The sequence below is a fragment of the Streptomyces sp. NBC_01622 genome (genome assembly GCF_045209635.1).
In the GTDB taxonomy this organism is placed as follows: domain Bacteria; phylum Actinomycetota; class Actinomycetes; order Streptomycetales; family Streptomycetaceae; genus Streptomyces.
Map to the genome: position 1 here is coordinate 11,439,031 of NZ_CP109293.1, position 25,005 is coordinate 11,464,035.

26 protein-coding genes and 1 pseudogene are annotated in these 25,005 nt (G+C 67.1%); 21 read left to right on the forward strand and 6 right to left on the reverse strand.

Features of this window, described 5'->3' with window-relative positions:
- Positions 1-57 precede the first annotated feature (57 nt).
- The 15 genes from pcp to OH768_RS52970 all read left to right on the forward strand — a co-directional run bounded on the left by pcp (position 58) and on the right by OH768_RS52970 (position 16,254).
- Entirely contained in the window at positions 58-780 is a 723-nt protein-coding gene (gene pcp, locus OH768_RS52900) for a pyroglutamyl-peptidase I (protein WP_406464768.1), read from the forward strand.
- 501 nt (positions 781-1,281) lie between these two features.
- Positions 1,282-2,802 (forward strand): hypothetical protein, encoded by a 1,521-nt coding sequence (locus tag OH768_RS52905; protein ID WP_406464770.1) that lies wholly within the window; start codon positions 1,282-1,284, stop codon positions 2,800-2,802.
- Positions 2,803-2,843: 41 nt separating this feature from the next.
- A complete protein-coding gene (locus OH768_RS52910; RefSeq protein ID WP_406464771.1) occupies positions 2,844-4,175 on the forward strand; it encodes an LLM class flavin-dependent oxidoreductase in 1,332 nt (443 codons plus the stop codon).
- A gap of 119 nt (positions 4,176-4,294) precedes the next feature.
- The gene (locus tag OH768_RS52915; protein ID WP_406464772.1) at positions 4,295-5,242 is read left to right on the forward strand and encodes a chlorinating enzyme; all 948 of its coding nucleotides are present in this window, start codon (positions 4,295-4,297) and stop codon (positions 5,240-5,242) included.
- Positions 5,243-5,253: 11 nt separating this feature from the next.
- A complete protein-coding gene (locus OH768_RS52920; RefSeq protein ID WP_406464774.1) occupies positions 5,254-5,523 on the forward strand; it encodes a phosphopantetheine-binding protein in 270 nt (89 codons plus the stop codon).
- Positions 5,524-5,591: 68 nt separating this feature from the next.
- Positions 5,592-6,302, forward strand: coding sequence for a thioesterase II family protein (locus OH768_RS52925; RefSeq protein WP_406464776.1), 711 nt, complete (start codon positions 5,592-5,594; stop codon positions 6,300-6,302).
- On the forward strand, positions 6,283-7,869 hold the full coding sequence (locus OH768_RS52930; protein ID WP_406464777.1) for an amino acid adenylation domain-containing protein: 1,587 nt from the start codon (positions 6,283-6,285) through the stop codon (positions 7,867-7,869). The genes OH768_RS52925 and OH768_RS52930 overlap by 20 nt, the downstream gene beginning before the upstream one ends.
- Positions 7,866-8,339, forward strand: coding sequence for a YbaK/EbsC family protein (locus OH768_RS52935; RefSeq protein ID WP_406464778.1), 474 nt, complete (start codon positions 7,866-7,868; stop codon positions 8,337-8,339). The genes OH768_RS52930 and OH768_RS52935 overlap by 4 nt, the downstream gene beginning before the upstream one ends.
- Positions 8,336-9,490 (forward strand): acyl-CoA dehydrogenase family protein, encoded by a 1,155-nt coding sequence (locus OH768_RS52940; protein ID WP_406464780.1) that lies wholly within the window; start codon positions 8,336-8,338, stop codon positions 9,488-9,490. The genes OH768_RS52935 and OH768_RS52940 overlap by 4 nt, the downstream gene beginning before the upstream one ends.
- Before the next feature lie 316 nt (positions 9,491-9,806).
- Positions 9,807-10,760 carry a cupin-like domain-containing protein gene (locus OH768_RS52945; RefSeq protein WP_406464781.1) on the forward strand — a complete coding sequence of 318 codons (954 nt, stop codon included), beginning with the start codon at positions 9,807-9,809 and terminating at the stop codon, positions 10,758-10,760.
- A gap of 67 nt (positions 10,761-10,827) precedes the next feature.
- Positions 10,828-12,387, forward strand: coding sequence for an NAD(P)-binding domain-containing protein (locus OH768_RS52950; RefSeq protein WP_406464782.1), 1,560 nt, complete (start codon positions 10,828-10,830; stop codon positions 12,385-12,387).
- Between the two features lie 165 nt (positions 12,388-12,552).
- Positions 12,553-14,115, forward strand: coding sequence for an MFS transporter (locus OH768_RS52955; RefSeq protein ID WP_406464784.1), 1,563 nt, complete (start codon positions 12,553-12,555; stop codon positions 14,113-14,115).
- A gap of 180 nt (positions 14,116-14,295) precedes the next feature.
- The gene (locus tag OH768_RS52960) at positions 14,296-14,439 is read left to right on the forward strand and encodes a hypothetical protein (protein WP_406464785.1); all 144 of its coding nucleotides are present in this window, start codon (positions 14,296-14,298) and stop codon (positions 14,437-14,439) included.
- Positions 14,440-14,629: 190 nt separating this feature from the next.
- On the forward strand, positions 14,630-14,752 hold the full coding sequence (locus OH768_RS52965; protein ID WP_406464786.1) for a hypothetical protein: 123 nt from the start codon (positions 14,630-14,632) through the stop codon (positions 14,750-14,752).
- Between the two features lie 152 nt (positions 14,753-14,904).
- Positions 14,905-16,254 (forward strand): cation:proton antiporter, encoded by a 1,350-nt coding sequence (locus OH768_RS52970; protein ID WP_406464788.1) that lies wholly within the window; start codon positions 14,905-14,907, stop codon positions 16,252-16,254.
- A gap of 144 nt (positions 16,255-16,398) precedes the next feature.
- Here OH768_RS52970 and OH768_RS52975 read toward each other — a convergent pair whose 3' ends face one another.
- Both OH768_RS52975 and OH768_RS52980 read right to left on the reverse strand, forming a co-directional pair.
- Entirely contained in the window at positions 16,399-17,892 is a 1,494-nt protein-coding gene (locus tag OH768_RS52975; RefSeq protein WP_406464790.1) for an MFS transporter, read from the reverse strand.
- On the reverse strand, positions 17,889-18,188 hold the full coding sequence (locus OH768_RS52980) for a hypothetical protein (protein WP_406464792.1): 300 nt from the start codon (positions 18,186-18,188) through the stop codon (positions 17,889-17,891). Before OH768_RS52980 ends, OH768_RS52975 begins: the two co-directional genes overlap by 4 nt.
- Positions 18,189-18,368: 180 nt before the next feature.
- On the opposite strand from OH768_RS52980, the gene OH768_RS52985 reads away from it, so the two are divergent.
- The gene (locus tag OH768_RS52985; RefSeq protein WP_406464793.1) at positions 18,369-19,418 is read left to right on the forward strand and encodes an RNA polymerase subunit sigma-70; all 1,050 of its coding nucleotides are present in this window, start codon (positions 18,369-18,371) and stop codon (positions 19,416-19,418) included.
- A 56-nt stretch (positions 19,419-19,474) separates the two neighbouring features.
- On the forward strand, positions 19,475-19,690 hold the full coding sequence (locus OH768_RS52990) for a transposase (protein ID WP_406464795.1): 216 nt from the start codon (positions 19,475-19,477) through the stop codon (positions 19,688-19,690).
- A gap of 137 nt (positions 19,691-19,827) precedes the next feature.
- Here the strand turns inward: OH768_RS52990 and OH768_RS52995 are convergent, their stop codons facing one another.
- Complete coding sequence (locus OH768_RS52995) at positions 19,828-20,094, reverse strand: hypothetical protein (protein ID WP_406464797.1); 267 nt, start codon at positions 20,092-20,094, stop codon at positions 19,828-19,830.
- A complete protein-coding gene (locus OH768_RS53000) occupies positions 20,052-21,029 on the reverse strand; it encodes a M48 family metalloprotease (protein ID WP_406465805.1) in 978 nt (325 codons plus the stop codon). The genes OH768_RS52995 and OH768_RS53000 overlap by 43 nt, the downstream gene beginning before the upstream one ends.
- A 138-nt stretch (positions 21,030-21,167) precedes the next feature.
- On the opposite strand from OH768_RS53000, the gene OH768_RS53005 reads away from it, so the two are divergent.
- Complete coding sequence (locus OH768_RS53005; RefSeq protein ID WP_406464799.1) at positions 21,168-21,623, forward strand: ATP-binding protein; 456 nt, start codon at positions 21,168-21,170, stop codon at positions 21,621-21,623.
- Between the two features lie 275 nt (positions 21,624-21,898).
- Complete coding sequence (locus OH768_RS53010; protein ID WP_406464801.1) at positions 21,899-22,414, forward strand: hypothetical protein; 516 nt, start codon at positions 21,899-21,901, stop codon at positions 22,412-22,414.
- Between the two features lie 99 nt (positions 22,415-22,513).
- Here the strand turns inward: OH768_RS53010 and OH768_RS53015 are convergent.
- A pseudogene (locus OH768_RS53015) lies at positions 22,514-23,149 on the reverse strand (transposase); the annotation flags it as partial.
- 53 nt (positions 23,150-23,202) lie between these two features.
- Here OH768_RS53015 and OH768_RS53020 point away from each other — a divergent pair.
- The gene (locus OH768_RS53020; RefSeq protein WP_406465807.1) at positions 23,203-23,493 is read left to right on the forward strand and encodes a tRNA-dependent cyclodipeptide synthase; all 291 of its coding nucleotides are present in this window, start codon (positions 23,203-23,205) and stop codon (positions 23,491-23,493) included.
- Here the strand turns inward: OH768_RS53020 and OH768_RS53025 are convergent.
- Positions 23,444-24,205, reverse strand: coding sequence for a cytochrome c biogenesis CcdA family protein (locus OH768_RS53025; protein WP_406464802.1), 762 nt, complete (start codon positions 24,203-24,205; stop codon positions 23,444-23,446). The two genes, OH768_RS53020 and OH768_RS53025, sit on opposite strands and share 50 nt — an antisense overlap.
- 131 nt (positions 24,206-24,336) lie before the next feature.
- Here OH768_RS53025 and OH768_RS53030 point away from each other — a divergent pair, with 131 nt between their 5' ends.
- The gene (locus OH768_RS53030; RefSeq protein WP_406464803.1) at positions 24,337-24,978 is read left to right on the forward strand and encodes a class I SAM-dependent methyltransferase; all 642 of its coding nucleotides are present in this window, start codon (positions 24,337-24,339) and stop codon (positions 24,976-24,978) included.
- Positions 24,979-25,005 lie beyond the last annotated feature (27 nt).

Here is a 25,005-nt window from a genome sequence, read left to right on the forward strand (position 1 = left end):
CCGGCCGGTCGTTCCCGCCGCGTGCCCTGTCCGCTCTCCTCAACAGGCCGACAGCGTGTGACGAATTCGCTGTCCTCATCCTCGGAGGCCACCGTTTCACGCGTCCTGCTGACTGGCGTCGAACCCTTCGGTCGAAACTATATGAACTCCGCTTGGGAGGCATGCCGGCTCGTAGCCGAATCCCCGCCGGAGGACACGCAGTTGGAGGTGGTCCTGCTGCCTTGCGCATTCGGAGATTCCATAGCCGAACTCCGTAAACAAATCCTCCGGGTGGAGCCGGAGTTGGTCATCTCCACGGGCCAGGGCGGCAGCCGCCCCGACATCACCATCGAGCGCGTCGCGATCAACCTCAACGATGCCGAGGGTGCGGACAACAAGGGAAATCAACCCATCGACGAGCCTATCGTCGCTGACGGGCCTGCGGCATACTTCTCCTCGATACCGGTCAAGGCCTGTACCGAAGCCCTGCTGAAAGCCGGAATACCCGCCTCTGTCTCCCATACGGCCGGCACCTTCCTCTGCAACCACATCGCCTTCGGGCTGGCCCACCTCATTGCCACCGAATTCCCGGACGTCCGGGGTGGGTTCGTGCACGTACCGTTCACTCCGGCCCAGGCCGCCGACCGGCAGCGGCGCCCGTCCATGGCCAGTACCACTGCCGCGGACGCCCTGCGCGTCGTGATCGCCACCGCGTTGAGCACCTCCGCTGATCACTCCCGGGCATCCCGTGCCACGCGATCGGGTCCTGCGCGCTGGCTGTCCCGGCGGTCGGGGAAGTAATCCGGCCTCGCCGTCCCTCGCCCGACGCCTGTCCTCACCTTCGTGACCAGGAGGGATCTTCCCGTGCGCATTCTTGTCCTTGGCGATTCGTGCAGTGCGGGTATCGGTGCTCCGCAGGCGGTGTACCCATCCGTCCTGCACACGCGGCTTGACGGAGCCCACCGGATCGAGAACCACGCCGTTCCCGGCTTCACGAGCGCCGATGCGGCACGGTACTTCCGGCGGAAAGTGTCACGGCGGGGCTGGGATGCGGTCATCGTCTACCTCGGCAATTCCGATGGTGCCCAGTCGCGGTACAAGGGGGCGTACCACGCCTGGCGCGACCGTGACCGGTTGCTGTCGCACTCTCCGAGGGACCGGCCGGTCGTCCGCATCCACCACAAGAACACCGGAGAGTTCGACGAGCGGGACGAGCACCGCACCGTGGCGACGACACCGCAGGACTTCCGGCGGAACCTGGAGTCGATCGCACGGGAGGCAGGCCGTCGCGGGACCCGCGTCGTGCTCGTCAACCCGATCGCCAATACGCGTTTCCCGGCGGCCCTGATGGGGCGTAATGCCCCCTACTACAAGATCGTGGGGCTGCCGGCACGGCTTTCCGACGGATTCATCGGCCACTCCGCCTCGGCCCGCACACTGATCGAGGCGGTGCGCTGGCATGAGGGGCCGGACTGGGCGAAGGCCGCCGTACTGTACCGGCAGTTGGTCGACGAACCGGGTCACATACCAGCGGTCGCACGGAACAATCTGGCTGTTCTGTTGCATCAGCAGAACGCCGCTGAGGAAGCCGTGGCCCTGCTGAAGGAGCTGGCCGAGACCGAGGGCGCGTCCGGTGCGGTCGCCGCGTACAACCTCAGCCGGATACTGGAAGAGGGACAGCACCAGGACGAAGCGCACAGCTATGCGAGGCGCGCTGTCGAGAGTGACATCCATCTGTACCGCATAAAGAGGGAGTACCGGCGACGGATCGAAGAGGTTGCCGCGCGGCCGAATGTCGAGGTCGTCGACCTGGCCGAGCTGCTGGGTCCGGCCGACTTCGTGGACTACTGCCACCCGACCGCCGAGGCGCACGTGATTCTCGCCGAAGCCCTCGCGGCGCGGCTGACTCAGCCCGACGGAGCCAGAGAGAGGGATGCTGGGTACGTGTGCGTCCACCCCAGCCCGGATGCCTACTTCGACATGGCCCCCACCCTGGCCGACCACTTCTCCCTCGATTTCGACGTCGCTCCACAGACCGTCCGGCTGGCGGCGGCAGAACTGCTCCAGAGCGCAAGGGAATTGGGCCCCCGCGACTTCCTCACCGGCGAACCGGAGTGGCCGGAACCCGCATCCGATCTACAGGCCAACATCATCAACACCTTCCGGTACGCGGCCGGGCATCCCGCGATCACATCGCTGGACGACCTCGAACAGTGGCTCCCCGAGTACGGCTGGGAGATCGGAAGGTTCCCGGAGTACTACCTCTGCCGGATACTGCACGACTACGCGATGGCAGCGGAAAAGCACGCGTCCGCCGATGGACAGGCTGCCGCTGCCCTTCACCGGCAGCTGAGTTCTTCGGTACAGCGAGCGCGCGTGCTGCCAGGACTTCCCCGTACAGCGGACAGCCGGCTGCGGATCGATACGTCGTACTCCCGCCGTGTCCTCAGCAAAGTGCGGCGGCAACTCGCGGAGAGCACCGCGCTGTTCGAGGACTCTCGGGCTCACCGGATCGCGACGGTACGCAACTGGTACCTGCGCGAGGCATTCCGGTTCGGCGCGCATTCGCGGAACAGCATGCTCTATCCGGCGTGGACCCTGGAGCAGCTCATCGAAGGCGTCTGCGTGGCTCTCACCATCGCACTGCATCAGGAGGCGGCAGAGATCGAGCGCTCGGCCCTGTCGCTGCTGGACGACCTGGGCAGGCTCCGCGACGTGCACGAGAAGTACACCGCTCGGCACGCCCGGTCCTGGGACTTTGCCGAGTGCGAGGACTACCGCACGGAACTCGCCGCACTGCGAGGCCTGTTCGCGCGGCAGTAGCCGATCGTCCGCATCTGGGGGCGTAACAGGAAGGGAACCCAATGGCCCGAGAAATGCACCTCAACGCGTTCTTGAGCAGCGTTGGACACCATCAGTCGGCCTGGCGGCTGCCAGAGAGCGATCCGCTGGCCAACACCGATGTTAAGCACTTTCAGCACCTGGCCCGGGTGGCGGAGCGCGGCAGACTCGATTCCCTGTTCCTGGCCGACCACCCGGGGCTGTGGGGCGACATCAGCCGGCAGCCGGCCGCCGCGCTGGAACCGACGGTCCTGTTGACCGTGCTGGCCGGGGTGACCGAGCACATCGGCCTGATCGCCACGGCCTCCACGACCTACAACGAGCCCTTCAACCTGGCTCGGCGGTTCGCCTCCGTCGACCATGTCAGCGGTGGTCGGGTCGGCTGGAACATCGTGACGACGGCCACCCTGATCGCAGCCCGCAACTTTGGGCTGGACGAGCTTCCGCCGCACGGGGACCGGTACGAACGCGCCGACGAGTTCGTGGAGCTGTCCCGCAAGCTGTGGGACAGCTGGCAGGACGACGCAATACTCGCGGACAAGGAGGTGGGGGTCTGGGGCGACAACAGCCGGCTGCACCCCGCGGCACACGTCGGAACGTACTTCAGTGTCGCTGGGCCGCTGGATGTCGCACGCAGTCCTCAGGGATATCCGCTTCTGGTGCAGGCCGGATCGTCCGAAGACGGCCGGGACTTCGCGGCCCGCCACGCTGACGCTGTGTTCACCGTGCAGAAGACCCTGGAGGAGGCCCAGGCCTTCTACGCCGACTTGAAGAAGCGCGCGGCCCACTTCGGCCGTGACCCGGAGACCGTCACGATCCTGCCCGGCATCGTGCCGACCATCGGCGCGACACAGGCCGAGGCCGAGGCGGCCGACGCCGAACTAGGCAGCCTGATCAAGCCCGAGCATGCCATCAAGCAGCTGGTCAGCATCCTGCAGGTGTCCGCCGACGAGCTGCACCTCGACGAGGAGCTGCCCAGCCACATCACCGCCGACCGGCACCTTGAAGGAGCGCAGGGGCGCTATGCGCTGGTGGTCGGTCTTGCCCGCCGGGAGCGGCTGACGGTCCGTCAATTGATCGGCCGGCTGGGGGCGGGACGCGGTCACCTCACCATCGCGGGCACAGCGGAACAGGTGGCGGACACGATGCAGCACTGGTTCGAGAACGCCGCCGCCGACGGCTTCAACATCATGCCGCCGGTGCTGCCCTCCGTTTTGGAGGGCTTCGTCGACCATGTGGTGCCGATCCTGCAAGCCCGCGGTCTCTTCCGCACCGAGTACTCGGGAACGACGCTGCGCGACCACTACGGAGCGGCTCGCCCCGCCAACCAGTACCTGGACGGCCAAGGCGGTTAATGGTTCTCGGCCTTACTTGACCAGTATTGCTGGAACGGTACCGTTGGTACATCCAGCCATTCCTTTGATTTCCCTCGTGGGTCTTTGTGCTGCCATAGGTGTCCGGAGGAAGGTTTATCGTGCAACAGCAGGCCATGCAATTCTCGCTGAGTTCACAGGAAATCGATCGGTTCCATCGGGACGGGTTCATCGGACCGTTCGACCTCTATCCCGAGGAGGACATGGAGCAGACCCTGCACCGTATCCGTCCCAAACTGATCAACACCAAGACCTCCGTCTACAGCCAGAAGCAAGCCGCCTCAGGCAGCACCAACCTGGCCAACTACGACCGTCACCTGGACGTCGACTTCCTCGCGGAGCACATCACCCGACCCGAGATCGTCGATCGGGTGGCGAGCCTGCTCGGTCCCGACGTGCTCTGCTGGCGCACCGAGTTCTTTCCCAAGTACCCCGGGGACGAGGGGACCGACTGGCACCAGGCGGACAACTTCTCGAACGTGGCCGGCTCCAAGCACCCGCAGATCGTCTGGCCGGAGGATTCCGAATTCGGCGGCACGATCACTGTCTGGGCGGCTTTCACCGAAGCCAGTGTCGAAAACGGCTGTCTGCAATTCGTCCCCGGTTCACACAGAAGCATGAACTATGACGAGTCAAAGGTCATGACGTACGACCCGGAATCCATCAACAATGTGGAGAAGGGCGGCATCAGGCGGGGCTTCTTCGGATACGACTACCGACAGCTGCAAAAGGACCCGAACTGGTCCCCGGACGAGTCGAAAGCGGTGTCCCAGGTCATGCGGCCCGGCCAGTTCATCATCTTCTGGTCGACCTTGATGCACGCTTCCCACCCGCACAGCGGCGCGACCGATCGCATGCGGCTGGGATTCGCCGCCCGCTACGTACCCACGCAAGTGCGGGTGTACCCGTTCTCCGACGCCCTGGAGGAATTCGGAGGAGCCGCCAGTCTTGATCGGTACGGCACCGTCCTGGTGTCCGGTAAGGACAGGTTCCACCACAACAACATCATCGATCACACCGTCAACGGCTACCGTTTCCCGGTGCGTTAGGAGGAAGGACCATGTCCGACACAGTGGACGAGCAAGATGTCGAAGCATGGCTGATCAGCGCGTGCCAGGCACTGGGCCTGAACGTCGCCGCGGCGGAGGACGACTTCTTCGAAGCCGGCGGTACGTCGCTGAGTGCGATGAAGCTGATAGCGCGGGTCGAGGAGACGTTCGGTGAGGACGCCCTGCCGCCCGACGACCTGTTCGCCGAGAGCAGCATCCGGGCCCTCGCCTCGGCCATCGAGCGCAGCCGGTGCCGACCCGCGCCGCTGGCCGGTTCCTAGCGAGCGCCGTGCGGCCCGGCGACAGCCCTTGGGTCCTGACGTGCCAACGTCCGTCCCGAGACCCGTATGTGACGCTGATCTGCTTCCCGTGGGCCGGTGGCAGTCCGGAGGTCTTCCGGTCGTGGGCAGGCGGACTGGCCGACGGCATCGAGCTGCTCGCGGTCCGGCTACCCGGACGGGGGCCTCGTATCAAGGAACCGCCCTACGAGAACTGGGAGTTGCTGCTCAAGGACGCCGCCGCCGCGCTGTCGCCCCATCTGGAGCGTCCGCACGCCCTCTACGGTCACAGCTTCGGCGGGCGACTGGCCTACGAACTGGCCAGGCTCGCCGCGACCGCCCATCCCGGCAGGACCCGAAGGCTGTTCGTCTCCGCCTGCCGCAGTCCGGACACGCCGCAGGGCCGGCCCCACCTGCACACCCTGTCCGACCACGAGTTGCGCGAGGCCCTGCTGCACCTCGGCGGGATGCCGCCGGAACTCCTGGGCGACGACAGGCTGATGAGACTGATGCTGCCGACGATACGGAGCGAGATCCGGCTTGCCGAGACGTGGGGCGGCCGGGACGGCGGAGGTGTGGAGGTGCCGATCACCGCGATGTGCGGACGCGCCGACCACGTCGACGGCCGGGCAGGCATGGCCCGTTGGAGTTCGTTCGGCGGTCGCGGCTGCGAGCTGGTCGACATGCCAGGTGGACACTTCTTCCCCCTCACGCACCGCCCTCACCTGCTCGACGTCCTCAACTCACGGCTGGGAGCGCCTGGTGGACAGGATCAGTTGTGATGAAAAGGCCGTGTCGATCCACCGCAGGATCAACCAGACGGCCCAGCCGTACCCGAGCCACGACAGTCTCAAGGACCTCTTCGAGAAGTGCGCCGCACGGTACGCGGACGCGGTGGCCGTCGTGCACCGGGACCGGCGTCTGACCTACCGGTCGCTCAACGGGCTCGCCAACGAGGTCGCGGCCCGTCTGCTCGAAGCGGGTGTCCGAACGGGCGACACCGTCGGCGTGTGCGTCGAGCGTTCTCCGGAGCTGATCGGCGCGCTGCTGGCGGTGCTGAAGTGCGGGGCCGCCTATCTGCCGGTCGACGTCTCCTGGCCCGACCAACGCCTGCGTGCCGTCCTTCGCGCCGCCGGATGCCGGCTGGTCCTCGGCGATCAGGCCACGGCACTGGCAGAGCGCCTGCCGGATCAGCGGATCGTCTCCGTACAGGGGGGAGAGGAAACCTCTCTCCAGCACAGCAATCCCGTTACGCGCGTCGGCCCGGACGACATCGCCTACATCAACTTCACCTCAGGTTCGACGGGACGCCCCAAGGGTGTGCCGATCCGTCATCGCAGCGTGGCCCGACTGGTCTTCGGCGCCCGCTACGCCCGTATGGGCGACGACAGTGTCGTCCTGCACGCGTCTCCGGTCTCGTTCGACGCGGCGACCTTCGAGATCTGGGGGCCGCTGCTCCACGGAGGCACGTGTGTCCTCTACCCGGCGTCGTTCATCCGTCTCTCCGAACTCCGACGGGTGCTGGCCGACCAGGGCGTCACGCTGGTCTTCCTGACCACGGCGCTGTTCAACACCGTGGTGGACGAAGCCCCGGACGCCCTGTCCGGCGTGCGGACGATCCTGACCGGGGGCGAGGCGCACTCGATCTCTCACATCGGCAAGGCGCTGGCCCATTACGGCCCGGACCGGCTCGTCAGTGTGTACGGCCCGACCGAGTGCACCACATTCGCCACCTGCTATCCGGTTCGTCAACTCCCCCCGGCCGGCACGGCACTGCCCATCGGACAGCCCATACAGAACACGCGGATGTACGTGGTTGCCAACAAGCGGCTGTGCGCCCCCGGTGAGATCGGCGAGGTGTGGCTCGCCGGCCCGGGTCTCTCTCCCGGCTATCTCGATCAACTCGGCCATACGAGCGACCCGTTCGACGTGTGCGACATTGACGGCCGCTGCGAGAGGATCTATCGGACAGGTGATCGGGGCTACCTCCTTGAGGACGGCAACGTGGTGTTCCAAGGGCGGCTGGACCACCAGGTCAAAGTCAACGGTTTCCGGGTGGAGATCGGCGAGGTCTCTCACCACCTCGACCAGGATCCGACGGTCAAGCAGAGCTACGTCACGGTGACGGAGACCCGCTCCGGCGGGAAGGTGCTGGTGGCCTTCGTCGTACCCGAGGGGGAACATTGCACCCCCTCGGCGGTGCGTGAAAAGCTGAGCGCGCGGCTGCCCGACTACATGATTCCGTCGGCGATACACCTGTGTGGCGCACTGCCTCTCACGACCACCGGGAAGGTCGACCGTCGCACCCTCCTGACCCTTCATCACCCCTTCGGAGTGTCACCGTCATGAGCCTCAGCAAGCGTGCCCGCCGGTTCCAGGACATCCTTCATCAGCGCAAACTCGACCTGACCGTCGTCGAACTCCCGGAGTCGACGCACACGGCCGACGACGCGGCCCGGGCTCTCGGGTGCGAGAAGGCACAGATCGTGAAATCGCTGGTGTTCCGTAGCGTCGCGACAGGAGAGGCGGTACTCGTTCTGGCCAGTGGTCCCAACCGGGTCAACGAGAAGGCCGTCGCCGCCGCTCTGGGCAGTGACATTGCCAAGGCCGACGCCGACTTCGTCAAGACTGCCACCGGATACACCATCGGCGGGGTGCCGCCGCTGGGACACAAGGAGGAGCTGACGCTGTTCGTCGACGAGGACCTGCTGACCTTCGCCGAGACGTGGGCCGCGGCCGGCACACCGCGGGCCGTCTTCAGGATTCCGATGGCGATCACCGACATTCTGCCCGCGCACACCGTCCTCTCGGTGAAGTGAGGCGCAACGACCCGAGCGACCCCGGCCACATCGACTTTCTCGCCGCCGACCACGACGGATTTCGGGCCCGCGTACGCGGTCTCCTGGACAGCTTGGTGCGCCCGAACGCCGAGGACTGGGAGAGCGAGCGGCGCATTTCCCGTAGCGGCTGGCGGACCCTGGGTGAGGCCGGCCTGCTGTCGTTGGAGCATTCCGGCCCCGGCTTTCTGCACAGCGCGATCTTCCTTGAGGAACTCGGGGGACTCGGTTACGGCGGCATTCGCGCGTCCGTGGCCGTGCACGCCTATATGGCCACGTCCTATCTCCATCTATTCGGCACCGAGGAGCAGCGGCAGCGGTACCTGCCGGGCGCTCGGCAGGGCCGGCTGATCGCCGCCCTGGCCCTCACGGAGTCCACGGCGGGTTCGGACCTACGGGATCTGGGCACCCGGGCACACCCCACGGAGCACGGCTACCGCGTCACGGGCGAAAAGCTCTACGTGGCGAACGGCTCCCGGGCCGACTTCATCATCACACTGGCCACGAGCAGCCCCACGCGGCACGGCAACGGTCTGAGCGGGGCGAGTCTCCTGGTGGTCGACGCGGACGCCGCCGGTGTGAGCCGGCACCCGGAGCCGATGCTCGGATGGCACAGCGCGGACGTCTGCCGGGTGCGCTTCACAGACGTGGACGTCACCGCCGACCAGCTCGTCGGCCGATCCGAGCGGGCGCTCCTGCACCTCGTCCAGGCGCTCGACTTCGAGCGCCTGGTGGCCGGGATGCTCGCCGTGGGCGGGGTCGGCCACTGCCTCACCCTCCTGCGCGCGTTCGTGGGCGAACACCGGGTCAAAGGCGTGCCGTTGGGGACCCACCAGGCGGTACGGCACCGCATCGCGGAACTGGAGAGTTCGTACGAATTGGTCCGCCACTACGGATACCGGGCGGCCTGGCTGCAGGCCAACGGGCGGCTCGACACCCGCACCGCCTCCGTCCTCAAACTCCGGGCGACCGAACTGGCCGTCACGGCGGCACAGACGTGTCTGCAGTTCCACGGTGCCCGAGGCTATGCCGCCGACGCAGTGGCCGCTCGGTTGTACCGGGATGCCATCGCCGGGCCGATCGCGGGCGGGGCGAGCGAGCTCCTGCGCGACCTGGTCTACGAGACGACATGACGAAACATTCAGGAATAACGGACGTGGCTCGGCCGTGACGGCACTTTTTTGGAGGGGTGACCCCGTCCATCGTTCGACCAATACTCTTGTGTCGGCCATTGCCCTCGTGGCAGGATCAAAAACGATCCCACCCGATATTCGCAGAGAGATGCGAGTGGGGGTTCCGTGTAATGTATGCGAATCTAGTCCCGTGAAGGCAGTATTACCGTAGGGCTACCTCGAATACGGTGAGCGCCGATGCCGGCCGACCTCCCGGAAGAAGTCCGATCTCGGCTCGCTCCGCACTGGCACACCCGGAATGACGGAAGAGGTTTCCGTGATAGACCTGGACATGCTCGTCGCACCTCTCACTGCTGAAGAATTCCTTCGAGGTCACTGGCCGAATGTGCCCGGCTGCTTCGCTGGAGACCCCGCGCGCCTCGCTCCGCTGGTGGAGTCGATTCCAGAACTCGCGTCCGCCGGAAGCGCCATGGATGTGTTCGAGGACCGTGTGTCGATCATCCGGCCCGACGGATTTTTCGCCAACGTGCCCAATGGCAAGTCGGCCCTGCCGTTCTACAATGCGGAGTTCACGTGCCTCCTGCGGAGTGCCGAGCGATTCATCCCAGGACTACAGCTGGCCATCGACCAGATCTCCGGGGAACTCGGCATGCCAGGCTCTGCCTTCCATTGTGACATCTTCGCTTCCACCGGGAAGAAAGCCTCGGCCTACGAGGATGCGAGTGGGCTCGCCATGCACAGTGATGCCGAGGTGAATCTCGCGCTCCTCCTCACGGGTCGCAAGGTGTGGCAATGGGCACCCAACGAGCACGTCCGCAATCAGACCACCACGGTCCTCCGAGGGGACCGGCAGGTGAACAAATCGCACTTCAGGTTCGCCGACAAACTGCCGTTCCCCACGTCGATGCCCAACGATGCATCGTCCGCCGAAGTGACAAGCGGCGGGATGATGTTCATGCCGCGGGGATGGTGGCACACCACCAAGGCATACGGGGAGTGTCTCCAGGTCAACTTCGCCATGATCGGACCCACGTGGATTTCCGTCCTCACGGAGGCTCTGTCGGATCGCCTCATGGGGGATGCCGACTGGCGCGAATACGCCTACGGGATCGCGGGAACGGGCGCGCCACGGTCGAACGCCGAAGCCGATTTCGTCCGCCTCCTGAGCGACTTGGCCGGGTACCTGCAAGGGGGTACAGCTGCGAAGGAACTGTTGAGCAGCCTTGCGCCGCACCACGCTGATGACCAGAAGCGGTCGAAAAAAGCCTGACGACAGGCGACGGGCGGGCGGCGTCGCCGGCCCGCTGGGCGTGAAAACGAGGTAAGTGGAGGTCGCTGTGACGGACGCTGATCTGGACTACTTGGTGGTGGGTGCCGGGCCGGCCGGCCTTCAGGTGGCTCAACTCCTGAAGGCTGGGGGGTACGACTACGCGGTGGTGGAAGAATCGAGTGGGCCGGGATCTTTCTTCGCCAAGTACCCGCGGCACCGACAAATGATCTCGGTGAACAAGCGATACACAGGAAGCAGTGATCCGGAGTTCAATCTGCGCTCGGACTGGAACTCTCTGCTCTCGGACAGGTCGGAATTCCGATTCACTCGGTACACCGAAAGATATTTCCCGTTCGCCGACGACATGGTCCGCTATCTCGGAGATTTCGCCGAAGGGCACGGCCTGCGAATCCGCTTCGATCGACGCATCACCAGGATCGCTCGCACGGCAAGCGGATTCGAGGCGTCGGACAGCGGCGGGGACACGTATCGAGCGCGCCGAGTCATCATCGCCACCGGCGTGAGCAGGCCGAACATTCCGGACATACCCGGTATCGAATCCGTAGAGCTTTATTCCACGGTTTCCGTCGACCCCAAGGACTTCATCGATCAGCGAGTGCTGATCATAGGCAAGGCGAACTCGGCACTCGAGACCGCCGACAACCTGCTGGAGACGGCCGCCGTCGTCCATGTCGCGGGCCCCAGCCCGCTGCGTCTGGCCTGGCAGAGCCATTTCGTGGGGCATCTCCGGGCGGTCAACAACAACTTCATCGACACCGCCCAGCTGAAGATCCAGAACGCCATCGTGGACGCGCGAGTCCTCGGGATCGAGAAGGAAGCAGAGGGCGGCTACCGCGTACGGTTCAAATTCACCCGGGCGACGATGGAACACCGCTACGACCGAGTGATCGTGTGCACTGGATTCCGCTTCGACGCCTCCGTCTTCGAGGACGGATGCCGCCCGATGCTCGCCGTCAACGACCGCTTTCCCGAGCTCACTGAGGCCTATGAGTCGACCAATGTGCCCGGCCTGTACTTTGCCGGGACCCTCACTCAACAGATCGACTTCAAGAAGGGAACCAACGGATTCATCCACGGATTCCGCTACGGCGCCCGCGCGTTGTCCCGCATCCTGGAGCAGCGGTACCACAGCGGGACCTGGCCACACGACGAACTGCCGTCGGAACCCCGTGCGTTGACGGACGCTTTGATCGAGCGTGTCAATCGGTCGTCCGGGCTGTTCCAGCAGTTCGGTGTGCTGGCCGACCTGCTGGTAGTGCCGGACGAGGGCCTGGTCAGGCACTATCAGGAAGTACCCGTCGGACACCTCCACGACTCCGCGTTCGGCGAAGCCGAGAACACCTTCGCCGTCAGCCTGGAGTACGGGCCGGACCACGAACGGACAGATCCGTTCAAGCCGGGTCTCTCCGCCTCCGTGCTGGGTGACGGCCACATCGACGCCTTCCTTCACCCGGTGATCCGGCACTACCGCCACGGCAAGCTCGCCGAGACGCTCCACCTCCCGGACGACCTTGAGAACCAGTGGCGGCGACCGGAGGTTCACATCAGGCCGCTCGAAGCCTTCTTCACTCGCACGATCGCAGCCGCCCGCGCCGTTCGTCAGTGAGTCGGCGTCCCACGTGACGAGGCGACACGTCGCCGGCAGCGGCACAGGACGGCGGCCGGGAAAGACCGGGTAGGGAGGCGCGGGCGTGGCGTTGGCCTTCCCGCCGAACCGGGCCACCGGCGGTACCTCCAGGCTTCCGCTACGCATGCCGACCAGGAGCTGACCTTGCGCGCACGAGCAGATGCCCTGATACCCCGTCCTGTGCTGTTCTGGACCGGCGTGATCCTGACCTGCGCCGGAGTCATCGAGCACCTGTGGATGTTCGCCGACTCCGCGTCGATGGACTTCGATATGTCGATGATGGGGATGTCGCCGGTGATGTGGGCGGCCATGATCGCCATCGTCGTGGGTGTAGTGATCTCGGCCTGCGCGGTGGTGCGGCCGGCCGGAACCTGTTCCGCGGTCTTGTCCGGTCCACCTCGGGCACCCAGGGTGAGCCGGCGCCGCCTCATCGCCATCCTCACCTTCGCTCTGCTGGTGGATCAGATGAAGCCCGCAACCCTGGCGTTCATCTCGCCCGGCATGCGGGCCGAGTACCACCTCAGCGCCACGGGTATCTCCTGGCTGCCGACCGTCGCTCTGACTGGCACGGTGCTCGGGTCCCTCGTGTGGGGTCGCGCGGCGGACCGCATCGGACGACGGGCCACCTTGCTCATCGCGTCGCTGCTCTTCCTCGGTACGACAGTGTGCGGCGCCATGCCGAGCTTCGGCGGCAACCTCATCATGTGCGCGCTGATGGGAATGGCGGCTGGAGGCATGCTGCCCATCGTCTACGCTCTGATGACGGAGAGCCTGCCACCGGGCCGGCGTTCGGCGATCATGGTGCTCCAGGCTGGCCTTACCACCACCGGCGGCTACATGGCGGCCTCCGGTCTTGCCGCGATTCTCATTCCGCTGGCGGGCTGGCGCGTGCTGTGGTTCGCCCAGCTCCCGCTGGTCCTGATCCTGATCGCGCTCAACCGGTGGATCCCGGAGTCCGCCGCGTTCACCGCACGGCAGGCCCGGCCCGAACGCGTCCCCGCCTCCGCTCTGTTCAGGCGTCCCGAGACGGCCAAGACCTTAGTCGTCAGCGGCTATGCGCTGGCCTGGGGCCTCGTCTACTGGGGGTTCATCACCTTCCTGCCCAGCCAGCTGGCATCCTCCGGTGGGCACGGCATGTCCGCCGCAACCCTGCTATTCATGTCGTCCCTGCTCGCCATCCCCACCTGTGCAGTCGCCGCATGGCTCTACACACGCTGGTCGGCCAGGGGCACCATGGCCGTCTACGCGGCCCTCACCGTCGCGGCCCTCCTTGTCCTCGCCATCGTCGGCATGGACGGCAGCCGGCCCGTCCTACTGACTGCCGTGATGCTGCTGTTCTCCGGCACGGCGGGGGTCATCGCCCTTCTCGGCCCCTACACGGCCGAGATCTACCCGCTGGCGATCCGAGGCACCGCTGGCGGATGGGCCGCGGCCGTCGGCAAATCCGGCGGAGCCTTCGGGCCTCCGCTGATCGCGCTGATCCTGTTGACACCAGGAGGCATGCGCACCGCCGCGGTGTTCGTGGCCCTGCCCATGACCCTGGCGGGTATCTTCTTCGCCCTCCGCGGCAGCAATCCGCAGACCGCCGACGAGTCAGGCGGCGCCGAACCGCTGGGCGCCGGATCCGACGACCGGGTGGGTGGCGAGGCATCCTCCCAGGCCAGGCATACATCGCCCGTGCCGCACCACGGAGGAACGGTGGCGTGAGCCGCGACGACGCCACACCGCCGTCCTGGTCCGCTGTGCGGCAGGTCGGACTAGGCGCGACGGCATTCGCTAGTCAAATGTCCTGGAAGAGATCAGCCATCCCCGTGACCTGCCGAGTCGGGCGGCAGCGGGTCGCTGAACTGAGCAGATGGCCTTTCGGTTCTTTCGCCCTCGTGCTTGTTGACGCAGCGGAAAGTCCCCCTGCGCGAGGACGTCGCCTCGTCCGTCGCCATCAGCGTCGCCACCTCGACCGGCATCGTCACGGCGGCCTATGTCCTGGTCAGACGCCTCCGGGAACGCTCTCCCATCCGTACGGTCAAGTAAGGCGAGCGCAACGGATACATGGCCGCGCTGCTGCTCACCGCGTTGATCGTACTGGTCTGCCTGAAGCTCGACCTGGGATGGCTTCACCACCTACGCGCCGACCGGCGCGGGCATCGCCGTCGGCCTGCGGCTCGTCGCCGCGCTACTCAAGCGGCGCCGCCACGTCCAGACGCTCGACGACTACACCGCCATGACCTACCCGAACGTAGTCGTGGTGGTCACCATCGCGGCGCTGACCGGCAACACGACCTTGGAACAGGTGACGATCTGGACACTGCTGCCGATGTTCGTCCTGTCGTTCTCCGACAGCTAGTACGCCCGTTTCGTCGTCGTCGCTCCGGACGACGCGTGCTGGCCCGCGGTCCTCGGATTCCCTCCCACGGTCCGGTACAGGACTGCCCTGCCGCCAAAGACCCCCATCTGCCCTCCCGTCTCCGCACATTCCTCATGACAATAGGAGCTGTTGTGCACGACACGACCTTATTGGCCGCCACCACCGACAAGAACCTAGAACTCGTCCTGCGGGTCCTGCCTGCGATCGTGATCATCCTGGCCGCCTCAGCCCTCTGCGGACGCCTTGCCCTGCTGGTGAAACAGCCGCGGGTGCTCGGAGAGATGGTTGCAGGCGTCCTGCTCGGCCCCACCCTGTTCGGCGCACTGTTCCCCACAGCGCAGAAGGCGATCTTCACCCCCGAGGTGAAGCCCATCCTGTATGTGCTGAGCACCATCGGCCTGACCCTCTTCATGTTCCTGGTCGGCGCCGGCCTCGAACACGGCGGCGGCAACGGCAAGAAGGACGCCAAGAACGCCGCCGTCCTCGCCGTCTCCGGCATCCTCCCGTCCCTCCTGCTCGGTGCCGGATCCGCCTACCTCCTCTACGACCGGCTCTCCCGCCCCGATGTCAGCCACTTCGAGTTCGCCCTGTTCATCGGCGGCGCCCTGTCGATCACGGCCTTCCCGATGCTGGCCCGCATCCTCTACGAGCGGCGGCTACAGAACTCGCCGCTCGGCCGCATGACCCTGCTCGGCGCTTCCATCGACGACGCGGCCGCCTGGTGCCTCCTGGCCGTGCTGTCCGCCATGCAGACCGGAGCCGGCGCCCCGCACGTCCTTCGCACCATCGGGCTCACGGCGTTGTTCGCCCTCGTCATGCTCACCGTCGTAGCCCGCCTGCTGCGGCCGATGGGCGCGCGGGTCGAACGCACCGGCCACTTCGGCTTCGATCACATGTACCTCGTCGTGGGCATCGTCCTGCTGTCTGGACTGTTCACCGACTACATCGGCATCTACTCCGTCTTCGGCGGCTTCCTCGCCGGACTCGCGATGCCACGCAACCCCGCCTTCCGCGAGGCCCTGCACAGCCGCATGATGGATCTCGTCTGCGTCCTGCTCCTGCCGATCTTCTTCGCCTTCTCCGGCCTCAACACCGAACTCGGCGGGATCGCCGGATGGGTCATGATCGGCCCGTTCGCGCTGATCCTCGCGGCGGGCTTCATCGGAAAGTACATGGGCTGCGCGACCGCCATGCGCACGGTCGGCTTCTCCTGGCGCGAGTCCTGGGCGGTCGGCGGCCTGATGAACGCCCGCGGCCTGATGATCCTCATCTTCATCAACATCGGCCTCGCCCAGGGAATGATCACCAAGGACGTCTTCTCCATGCTGGTCCTGGTCGCCGTCATCACCACCGCCGGCGCTATGCCGCTGTACCGCTGGGCGCTGCCCGAGCGGTTCGAACAGCAGATGTCCACGCTGACACCGGAGCCCAAACTCACCTCCGCAGCGGCCTCGCCCGAGACCGAGCACTCTCACGCCTGACCCACCAGCCAGCCGGACACGCAAGCGTCCGGCCGGCACTCAGGTGCTCGGAAGCGCGAGCAGGATAGGCATAGTTGCGCACCCAACGGCAAAGGGAATCCCGGGATGGCGTTGAACGCCTTCCCGGGATTTCGTTGTGTGGTGTTATGCGGGGTCGTAGGAGGGTTCCAGGTTTTGTTGGGGTTCTGGTGTGGTGGAGGGTTCGCCGCGGGTGTTGGAGGCTCGCAGCGCGATGGCTCCGGCTGCCAGGAGGCAGAGGGCGCTGACGAGCAGGGCCCGCTGGAATCCGGCGGTGAGTGCCTCCGGGGGCGGGGTGTGGGCGGCCAGCAGGTGGCTGGTGCGGCTGGTCGCGATCCCGCTGAACACCGCCAGGCCGAGCGCTGACCCGAGCTGGAAAGAGGTGGTGATCAGGGCCGCGGCCAATCCGGACTGATCCTCCGGCACGCCCGCGTTCGCCGCCGTTTGCACACCGGCGTACAGCAGCCCCAGCCCGGCCGCCATGGCCACCAGCGGGGCGAGCAGGTTGCCGAGATAGGTGCCGTCCACCGGGATGCGGGAAAGCCAGAAGATGCCACCGGCGGCGAGCAGCGCACCGGAGACGATGATCGGACGGGTGCCGGTCCGCACGAACATCTTCGTCGCCAGGGTCGAGCCGAACCCGATGCCGACGGTCACCGGCAGATACGAGAGCCCGGTCCGCAGTTGGGAGTAGCCCAGGACGTTCTGCATGTACAGAGTGACGAAGAAGAACATCGAGTAGAACCCGGCCCAGGCGATCACCTGGGTGGCATCAGCCGCGGCCAGGCCCTTGATCCGGAAGATCGACATCGGGACCAGCGGATGGGCGCGCCGCTGCTCATTGACCCCGAACGCGGCCATCAGCACCGCCGAGGCGGCCAGCCCACCGAGGGTGCGTCCCGCATCCCAGCCCTCGTCCGGAGCCTTCACCAACGTGAAGATCAGCAGCAGCATGCTCGCGGTGACCAACACCGCGCCGACCGCGTCGAAACCGCCCGGCACGGACCGGCCGTGGTCGGCCTTCAGGATCCGGAAGGCCCCGAGCAGCACCAGCACGCACAGCGGGAGGTTCACGAAGAACACCCACCGCCAGCCGAGGTCCTGGGTGAGCAGCCCGCCGAAGAACACTCCTACCGCGGCGGCCAGCCCGCTGATCCCGGCCCACACGCCCAGCGCTTTGTGCCGGTCGGAGTCCCGGAAGGTGGTGGTCAGGATGGACAGCGCGGCCGGGGACATCATCGCCGCCCCGAAACCCTGGGCGAGTCGGGCGCCGACCAGCAGCCCCTGGCTGTCGGCCAACCCGCAGGCCAGCGAGGACGCGGCGAACAGCACGGTACCGGCGGTCAGCAGCCGCCGCCGCCCCAGCAGGTCCCCGGCCCGACCGCCCAGCAGCAGGAACCCGCCGTAGCTGATCAGATAGCCGCTGACCACCCACTGGAGGTTCTGCACCGAGAACCCCAGATGCGTACGGATGGTCGGCAGCGCGACGTTCACGATCGAGCCGTCCACGACGTCCAGGAACGTCACCGCGCACAGCAGCGCCAGCGTGAGCCGGCCGCGCCCGGTCGCCAGGAACGACCCCTGCGGCGGCGCCGTCGATGCGGTCATGGCGTCGCTCACGACCCGGCGGCTTCCATCACGGGGCCGACCTCGACCCCGCCGCCGACCCGCAGCACCGGGCAGTCCTTGGCCAGCGCCAGCGCGGAGTTCATGTCCTCGGCGGACAGCACCGAGTAGGCGACCATCCGGGAGCCGCTGCCGCCGACCTCGCCGAGCGAGGCATGACCGGTCACCGCGTTGCCGACGTCCACCAGGGCCGAGCCAAGCCCGGCGAACCAGGCCTGCCACTCGGCCGGTGTCCCGGCGTCGGGTGCGTAGCCGGAAGGCACACGGAAGGAGAAAACGTACTTGGCCATGATCTGTGGTCCTGATTCTGTGTCCGGGGCGCGCCCCGGACCGGGACCGCCTCCAACCGGGTAGATGCCGGCGCCGCCATGAATTGGGCGCGCGGACACCGCCCAATTCGCGGGCCCTGCGGCGTCTTTATCGTTGAGCGAGCCGAACGCGCCCTGCGGAAAGCGGAAAAGCGAGGATGCATGCCGATGGAGATGGACTCGACGGATCTGATCGCCCGGGCTCGGGCCGGCGACCACAACGCGTTCCGCGACCTGGTCCAGGGCCACTCCCACGAGTTGCAGGTGCACTGCTACCGCATCCTGGGATCCCTGCAGGACGCCGAGGACGCGCTCCAGGAGACCCTCGTGTCCGCCTGGCGTAACCTCGGCGACTTCGGCCAGCAGTCCTCACTCCGGACCTGGCTCTACAAGATCGCGACCAATCGGTGCCTGAGCATGTTGCGCGCCGACAGCCGGCGACCCCGGATCGCCCCGCCGCTGCCCGAGGCCACTCTGCCCGAGCCCACCGGCGCCGGCGACGCCTCGCCCTGGTTGGAGCCCTACCCCGACGTCCTGCTCGACCACCTCGTCGACCAGCGCCCCGGACCGGAGGCCCGCTACGAGACCACCGAGGCCATCTCCCTGGCCTTCATCACCGCCCTGCAGCTGCTGCCCCCACGCCAACGCGCCGCGCTCGTCCTCCGCGACGTCCTGGGCTACCACGCCGCCGAAGCCGCCCACATGCTCGATGCCACCCAGGAATCGGTTCAAAGCGCCCTCAAACGCGCCCGCGCCAGCGTCGACAACCACCTCGCCGACTCCAGCAGCACCGGCACCGGCAACCGCAGGCCTGCACGCCAACCCGACACCGCCGCCGAACACCGGCTCGTCGCCCGGCTCACCGACGCCCTGGAACGCGCCGACCTGGACGCCCTGATCGAACTGCTCGTCAGCGACGTGAGACTCTCCATGCCCCCGGCCATGCTGGAATACCGCGGCATCGAAACAGCCCAGCGCTTCTTCGCCGCCTCCACCTTCCGCCCCGGCCGCACCTACCGCGTGGTAACCACCCGCGCCAACGGCCAGCCGGCCGTCGGCCTGTACCTGGCAGACCCCCACGCCAGTGTCCACCGCGCCTACGCCCTCCTGGTCATCAGCACCGCCGGCGACCAGATCACCGCCATCACCGGCTTCAACACCAACGTCATGACACGCTTCGGACTACCCCGGACCCTCCCCGAAACGGCCTGAGGTTGATGTTGGGCATCGTCGCTGGTCAGGCGTTCGGGGTTCGCTCGGGTTGCGGCATGAGCATGCGCAAGCTGTACCCGAGCGATCTCACCGACGAGCAGTGGGAGCTCGTCGAACCCGCGATCACGGCATTGAAGGCCCGGCATCCGTCGGTCAGTGGGCATCAGGGGAAGTACGCGAGGCGGGAGATCGTGAACGCGATCCTCTACCAGAACCGCACGGGTTGTCAGCGGGAGTTCCTGCCCCACGACATGCCCCCGCCCGGGCGGTGAAGTATTGCTTCTACCGCTGGCGTGACGAGGGCACCGACCAGGACATTCACGACCTGCTGGGTTGGCAACTGCGGGAGAAGCGGAAGCGATTAGCTGACCCGAGCCTGGTGGTCCTGGACACGCAGAGCATCCACGTCTCAGTTGACGTCCCCACCGACACTGTTCCACAGGGCCAGGAGCGGTCCCCAGACGGCCCCGGTGGTGGCCACGATCCAGCGGGTGCGCAGCCCACGTGTCACGCCCGACTCCTCCGCAGAGATGCGACGGTGCACCGACCGCGTCCACAGTGCGAGCGGGAGCAGGATCGCCAGCTGGACGAGACCGATCCGCGCGTACTGGCCGAGGGGCGGGTTGAGCGCCGTCAGGTCGGCTGTTCCCAGCGAGATCTTCCCGCTGCACACCATGCCGCCCGTGAGCGCGGCTGGCAGGACGATGACGTCCCACCGGGAACGGGCCGCCTCCGGGGCAACCGGCGTGCGGTGGCCTGCCGTTGCGACCAGTGGGCCAGCGTCAGCGCGACGACGGTACCGACGGGCAGCGCGAGCAGCGTCAGGCCCACCGTGACGAAGCGACCCGTGACATTCCCCGTCAGCAGCGCGAGGTTGTGGAGGGCCAGGCCGGCCAGGAGTCCGATTCCGGCCATCTCCCAGGCACCGGTGCGCAGCAGCCGTACGGGGTCGAGCATCGCCGTCACCCGTTGATCGGGACTGGGATGGGTTCCGGCATGAGCTGCCCAGCGCATCCATCCCGCCGGAACCCACCGCCACGCCGCACGCGTGCACGGCCAGGGGAGCCAGGCCACCATCCGGGGGAGGGAGTTCCGGGTGGAGTCCCAGGAGTGGGCGACCGCGTCGGTGTGCAGTTCCCGCGCGCGAAGGATCACGTCCCTGGCCAGGTAGGCGGTGACACTCAGCACCACCAGAGCGACCAGCCGGTACGCCAGCTTCTCCTGGCCGCCCGGCGATGTGGTGCCCAGCAGGCCGCCTGCGCCCGCGGTCCCCAGCAGTGCCCGGAGATACACGGACACCAGCACGCAGGGTGTGAGCGCCGTCGCGACGAACGACCACCAGAGCGCGACCGTCAGGTAGGTGCGGCCGACATCGCGATGGCGATGGTGGGCCAGTTCGTGTCTGGCGACGGCGCGGAAGCCGTCCCGGTCCAGGTCGTAGCGGACCAGCAGCCCTACGTCGAGACAGATCCGGGGACGTCCTGGCAGACCGTACGCCCGGCCGCCCGTCGTGGTCGCGTAGGGGGGCGTGTGCGGTTGCTGGTGAGTCCTATTGACATTGCAGTGGTGATATCGCCGCCGAGATAGGGAGCCAGGCCGTCCGAGGTAGATGGTGGTCGTCCGTCGTTTCCCGGGCTCTTCTCGACTTCCTGGTTGTCCTGTAGACCGCCATGTGAAGGCGGGTGAACCATTCGCTCTCGGGAAAACGCGCTGACTCCTTGGCCCCTGCCCATCGAGAGGTTTCCAGCTATGCCGCGCCCGCTCGAAGAATCGCCCTACGCCTTCACCGTCCCGGCTCTGGTCGAGGCGGTGTCAGCAGCGCGGGACCGTGTCGTCGTTCGTGTTCGGGGGCTTGGGCTGGACCTGGACGAGGAGCTGATCGGCGACTTGAAACTGCTCACCGGGGAACTGGTTGCGAACTCGGTCACGCACACGCAGGCCGCATGTGTGGTGTGCGTCCAGTGGACCGGAAAGCGGCTACGAGTCGAAGTCACCGACGTCGACTCGACTTTGCCGGTGCCCACGCAGGCCCTGTCCACGGACGAGCACGGGCGCGGTCTCTTCCTCGTCGCCGCAATGGCAACGGAGTGGGGATCACAACCCTGCGCAGCGGGGAAGAAGACCTGGTTCGAACTGGCGGTACCCGTCTCCGTGGACGACACCACGACCGTGACGTCCTCCCTCGCACAGTGGAGTGCTTGCTGAGCAGGCACTCGCTAATGGTGAAGACAGCGCCCGCCCAGCTCTGGTGGAACCTGTGCCTATAGTCGGCGAGTACGTACGAGCCGCGCATCAAGCAGCCTGAGAGTTCCGGCGAACTCGCGCTCGATCACTCAAATCCAGGCTCCCATCCCCGGATTGCCCGACACATGACATTATCGTTGGCCCAGGACCACAGGCAGCCCCGTACAGCAGCTTGCGGCCACGTTCGGACCGTCCTCGGCGATGGCCTGTTCCATCCGCCGGGCGGCTGGACACATATGGGTAGCGTGATCTGCGCCGCCAGCTTTCAGCCGCGTCGTAAGTACGAATCGACGATCCGGCCGCGGATACGCCAGCTCCAAGCGGCATGGCCCGACGCCGCGGCGGTACGAGGATTCCAGACGCGACTTGCCATGGAAGACCTGGCTGTCGCTATGAACTTCAACAGTCCGCGCAGGGTCGCAACGGCCCGAGGAATCACCGACCTGCTGGTTACCAACGGGATCGACACGCGAAACGACCTCCACGCCTGGTTCGACCACGAAGCCGGTCGTACCGCTCTGCTCGTGGTGAAGGGCGTCGGACCGAAGACCGTGGACTACATCGGAAACCTCGTCGGCCGATCGAAGATCGCCGTGGACGTACACCTGCGAGCGTTCGCCGCGGAGGCCGGTGTCTCCGGGCTGAAGTACGAGCAACTGCAAGAGGGGTCCGAGGAGACCGCTGCGCTGCTGGGACACGAACCTGGTGGGCTTGAACACGCCGTCTGGCGGTTCATGTCGCAGAGCGGCTAGCCCGTCAGGTTGGAGAGCCGGCGGGTGGCGTCCACTCGGTACAGAAGCTCACGAAGAAGCCCTGCCCTCCGGCTACGGGGGGTGCCTCTATGTCTTTCGTCAAGCGAGGCGTGGGGGTCGGGGTTCGTAGTAGGTGCCGTCGCGGAGCATCGCGAACAGCACGCTGATGCGGTGGCGGGCGAGGCGGAGGAGGGCTTGTGTGTGGGTCTTTCCCCGAGCCCGACATTTGTCGTAGTAGGTGCGGGAGGCGGGATCGTGCAGGGCGGCGAACGCGGACAGGAACATCGCGCGTTTGAGTTGCCGGTTGCCGCCTCTGGGTGCGTGTTCGCCGTAGACGGAGGTTCCTGAGGACTTCGTCGTGGGGGCGAGGCCGGCGTAGGAGGCCAGGTGCGCGGCGGTGGGGAAGCCGGTGCCGTCGCCGACGGTGACCAGCAAGGTGGCGGCGGTCCTGATCGCGACTCCCGGAATCGAGGTCAGGACCGGGGAAAGAGGGTGAGCCTTCAGCAGCTGCCCGATCTGTGCTTCCAGGGCGCGGCGCTGTTCGTGAACCGCGGTCAGTGAGCGGGCTAGGGACGGGATCACGATGTCGAGTGTGCCGGTGCCCGGGACGACGACGGTCTGTTCGTCGAGCGCGTCGAAGACCTCGTCGATCAGCCGTTGGGCCATGCGCGGGGCCTTGGGCCTGATGAGCTCAACAAGCCTGCGGCGGCCGGCCTTTCGCAGCGGGGCGGCACTACGAGGAGAGCACCGGCTTCCGGGATGCCTGCCGGGAGAGCACGAGTTGGGTACTGGCAGGGAAGCTGCCCGACGGTCAGCGGCCGTCCGCAGTGCAGGTCGACCTCGCTGTGCGGTACTTCCTGGCAGAGCTGCCGCTCTTCCTTGACACCCCGTCCGTGGTCGGCACCGCGTCCTCTTTGTTCTGTTACCACCAGCCGCCCGAGGCGCTGAGGCGCCTGTACGGCCGCGAGCTGGTCCTGCGCCCTGCGGCTGGGCAGGGCTTCGGCATCGTCACCCCGGTCGAGCCCGCCGTCACAGCCACGGCTGGAAACCCGCCACCCAGTAGCGCAACTGTCCCGTGAAGTATGTCCAGACGCCGGTGACTTGGAGGACGCCGACGAGCACCAGCATCGCCCCGCCGAACCGCATCACGCCCCGGGCGTTGCGGCGTGCGAACCCCAACGCCTTGAGTGCACGGCGGAAGCCGAGGGCGGCGATGAGGAACGGCAGTCCGAGGCCGATGCTGTGGACGAAGGCGAGCAGGGCTCCGCGCCCGGCGCTGCCGGTGGTGAAGGACAGGCTCATCACGGCGGCGAGGGTGGGGCCGATGCACGGGGTCCAGCCGAGGCCGAACATCACGCCGAGCAGTGGGGCGCCGGCCAGGCCCGCGCGTGGGTGGTAGCTGATGCGGAAGGTGCGCCCGGCGAACGGGATGCGTTCGAAGGCGCCGAGGAAGAGCAGGCCCAGCAGGATCGTGAGCGCGCCGAGGATGCGGGTGATGAGGTCCTGATGGGCGAGCAGGCTGTTGCCGACGTAGCCGAGCGCGGCGCCGTAGCTGGCGAAGAGGGCGGAGAAGCCGAGGATGAACAGCGCCGTCCCGACGACCATCCGGCCCCGGCTCTCCCGGCCCGCCTGCACGTCGGCGGCCGACATGCCGGTGGCGTACGAGACGTAGCCGGGCACCAGCGGCAGGCAGCAGGGCGAGAAGAACGACACCGTGCCGGCGGGCAGGGCCAGAGGCGTGGCCAGCAGCAGCGGCCCGCTGGTGACGAGGTCGGATACGGCGGCGCTCAACGACGGCCTCCAGGGCAGGGTGGGGCAGGGGACAGTGCGCCGCACTGGACGCCCCCGGGAGATTACTCCTAACCTGATTAGGTGATGGCGTGCGGGGTACGCCTCACCTGCCCGTCGCCGAGGAGGGCGCCATGGCCGCAAACGCCGTCTCCCATCCGCTGTTCGCCCGCATCTACCCGCGCATCAACGCCTTCACCGAGGCACACGGCTCGATCGAGCACCGCCAGGAGCTGCTCGCCGGTCTCCACGGGCGGGTGATCGAGATCGGGGCGGGTCTGGGTTCGAACTTCGTCCACTACCCGCCGGAGGTCGATCAGGTCGTCGCCGTGGAGCCGGAGCCGAGGCTGCGGGCACTCGCCGAGCAAGCGGCGGCGAAGGTCTCCGTGCCGGTGGAGGTGCGGGCGGGCCGCGCGGAGGAACTGCCAGCCGAGGACAGCAGCTTCGACGTGGCGGTGTTCTCGCTCGTGCTGTGCACCATCACAGACGTGCCGGGCGCGCTCGCCGAGGCCAAGCGGGTCCTGAAGCCGGGCGGGGAGCTGCGCTTCTACGAGCACGTACGCTCCGACGACCCGCGCCTGCTCCGGAGGCAGCGGATCATCAACCCGCTGTGGCGCGCCGTCGGGGGCGGGTGCAACGTCACCCGCGACACCGAACGGGCCATCCAGGAGGCCGGCTTCACCGTGGAGGAGATCCGCCGCTTCGTCTTCCGGATCAACGGGCAGGCCAACCCCGGTTCACCGTCGATCATCGGGACCGCCCGGCCATCCACCTAGGCCGCTTAGGATGTCGGGGACGGAACG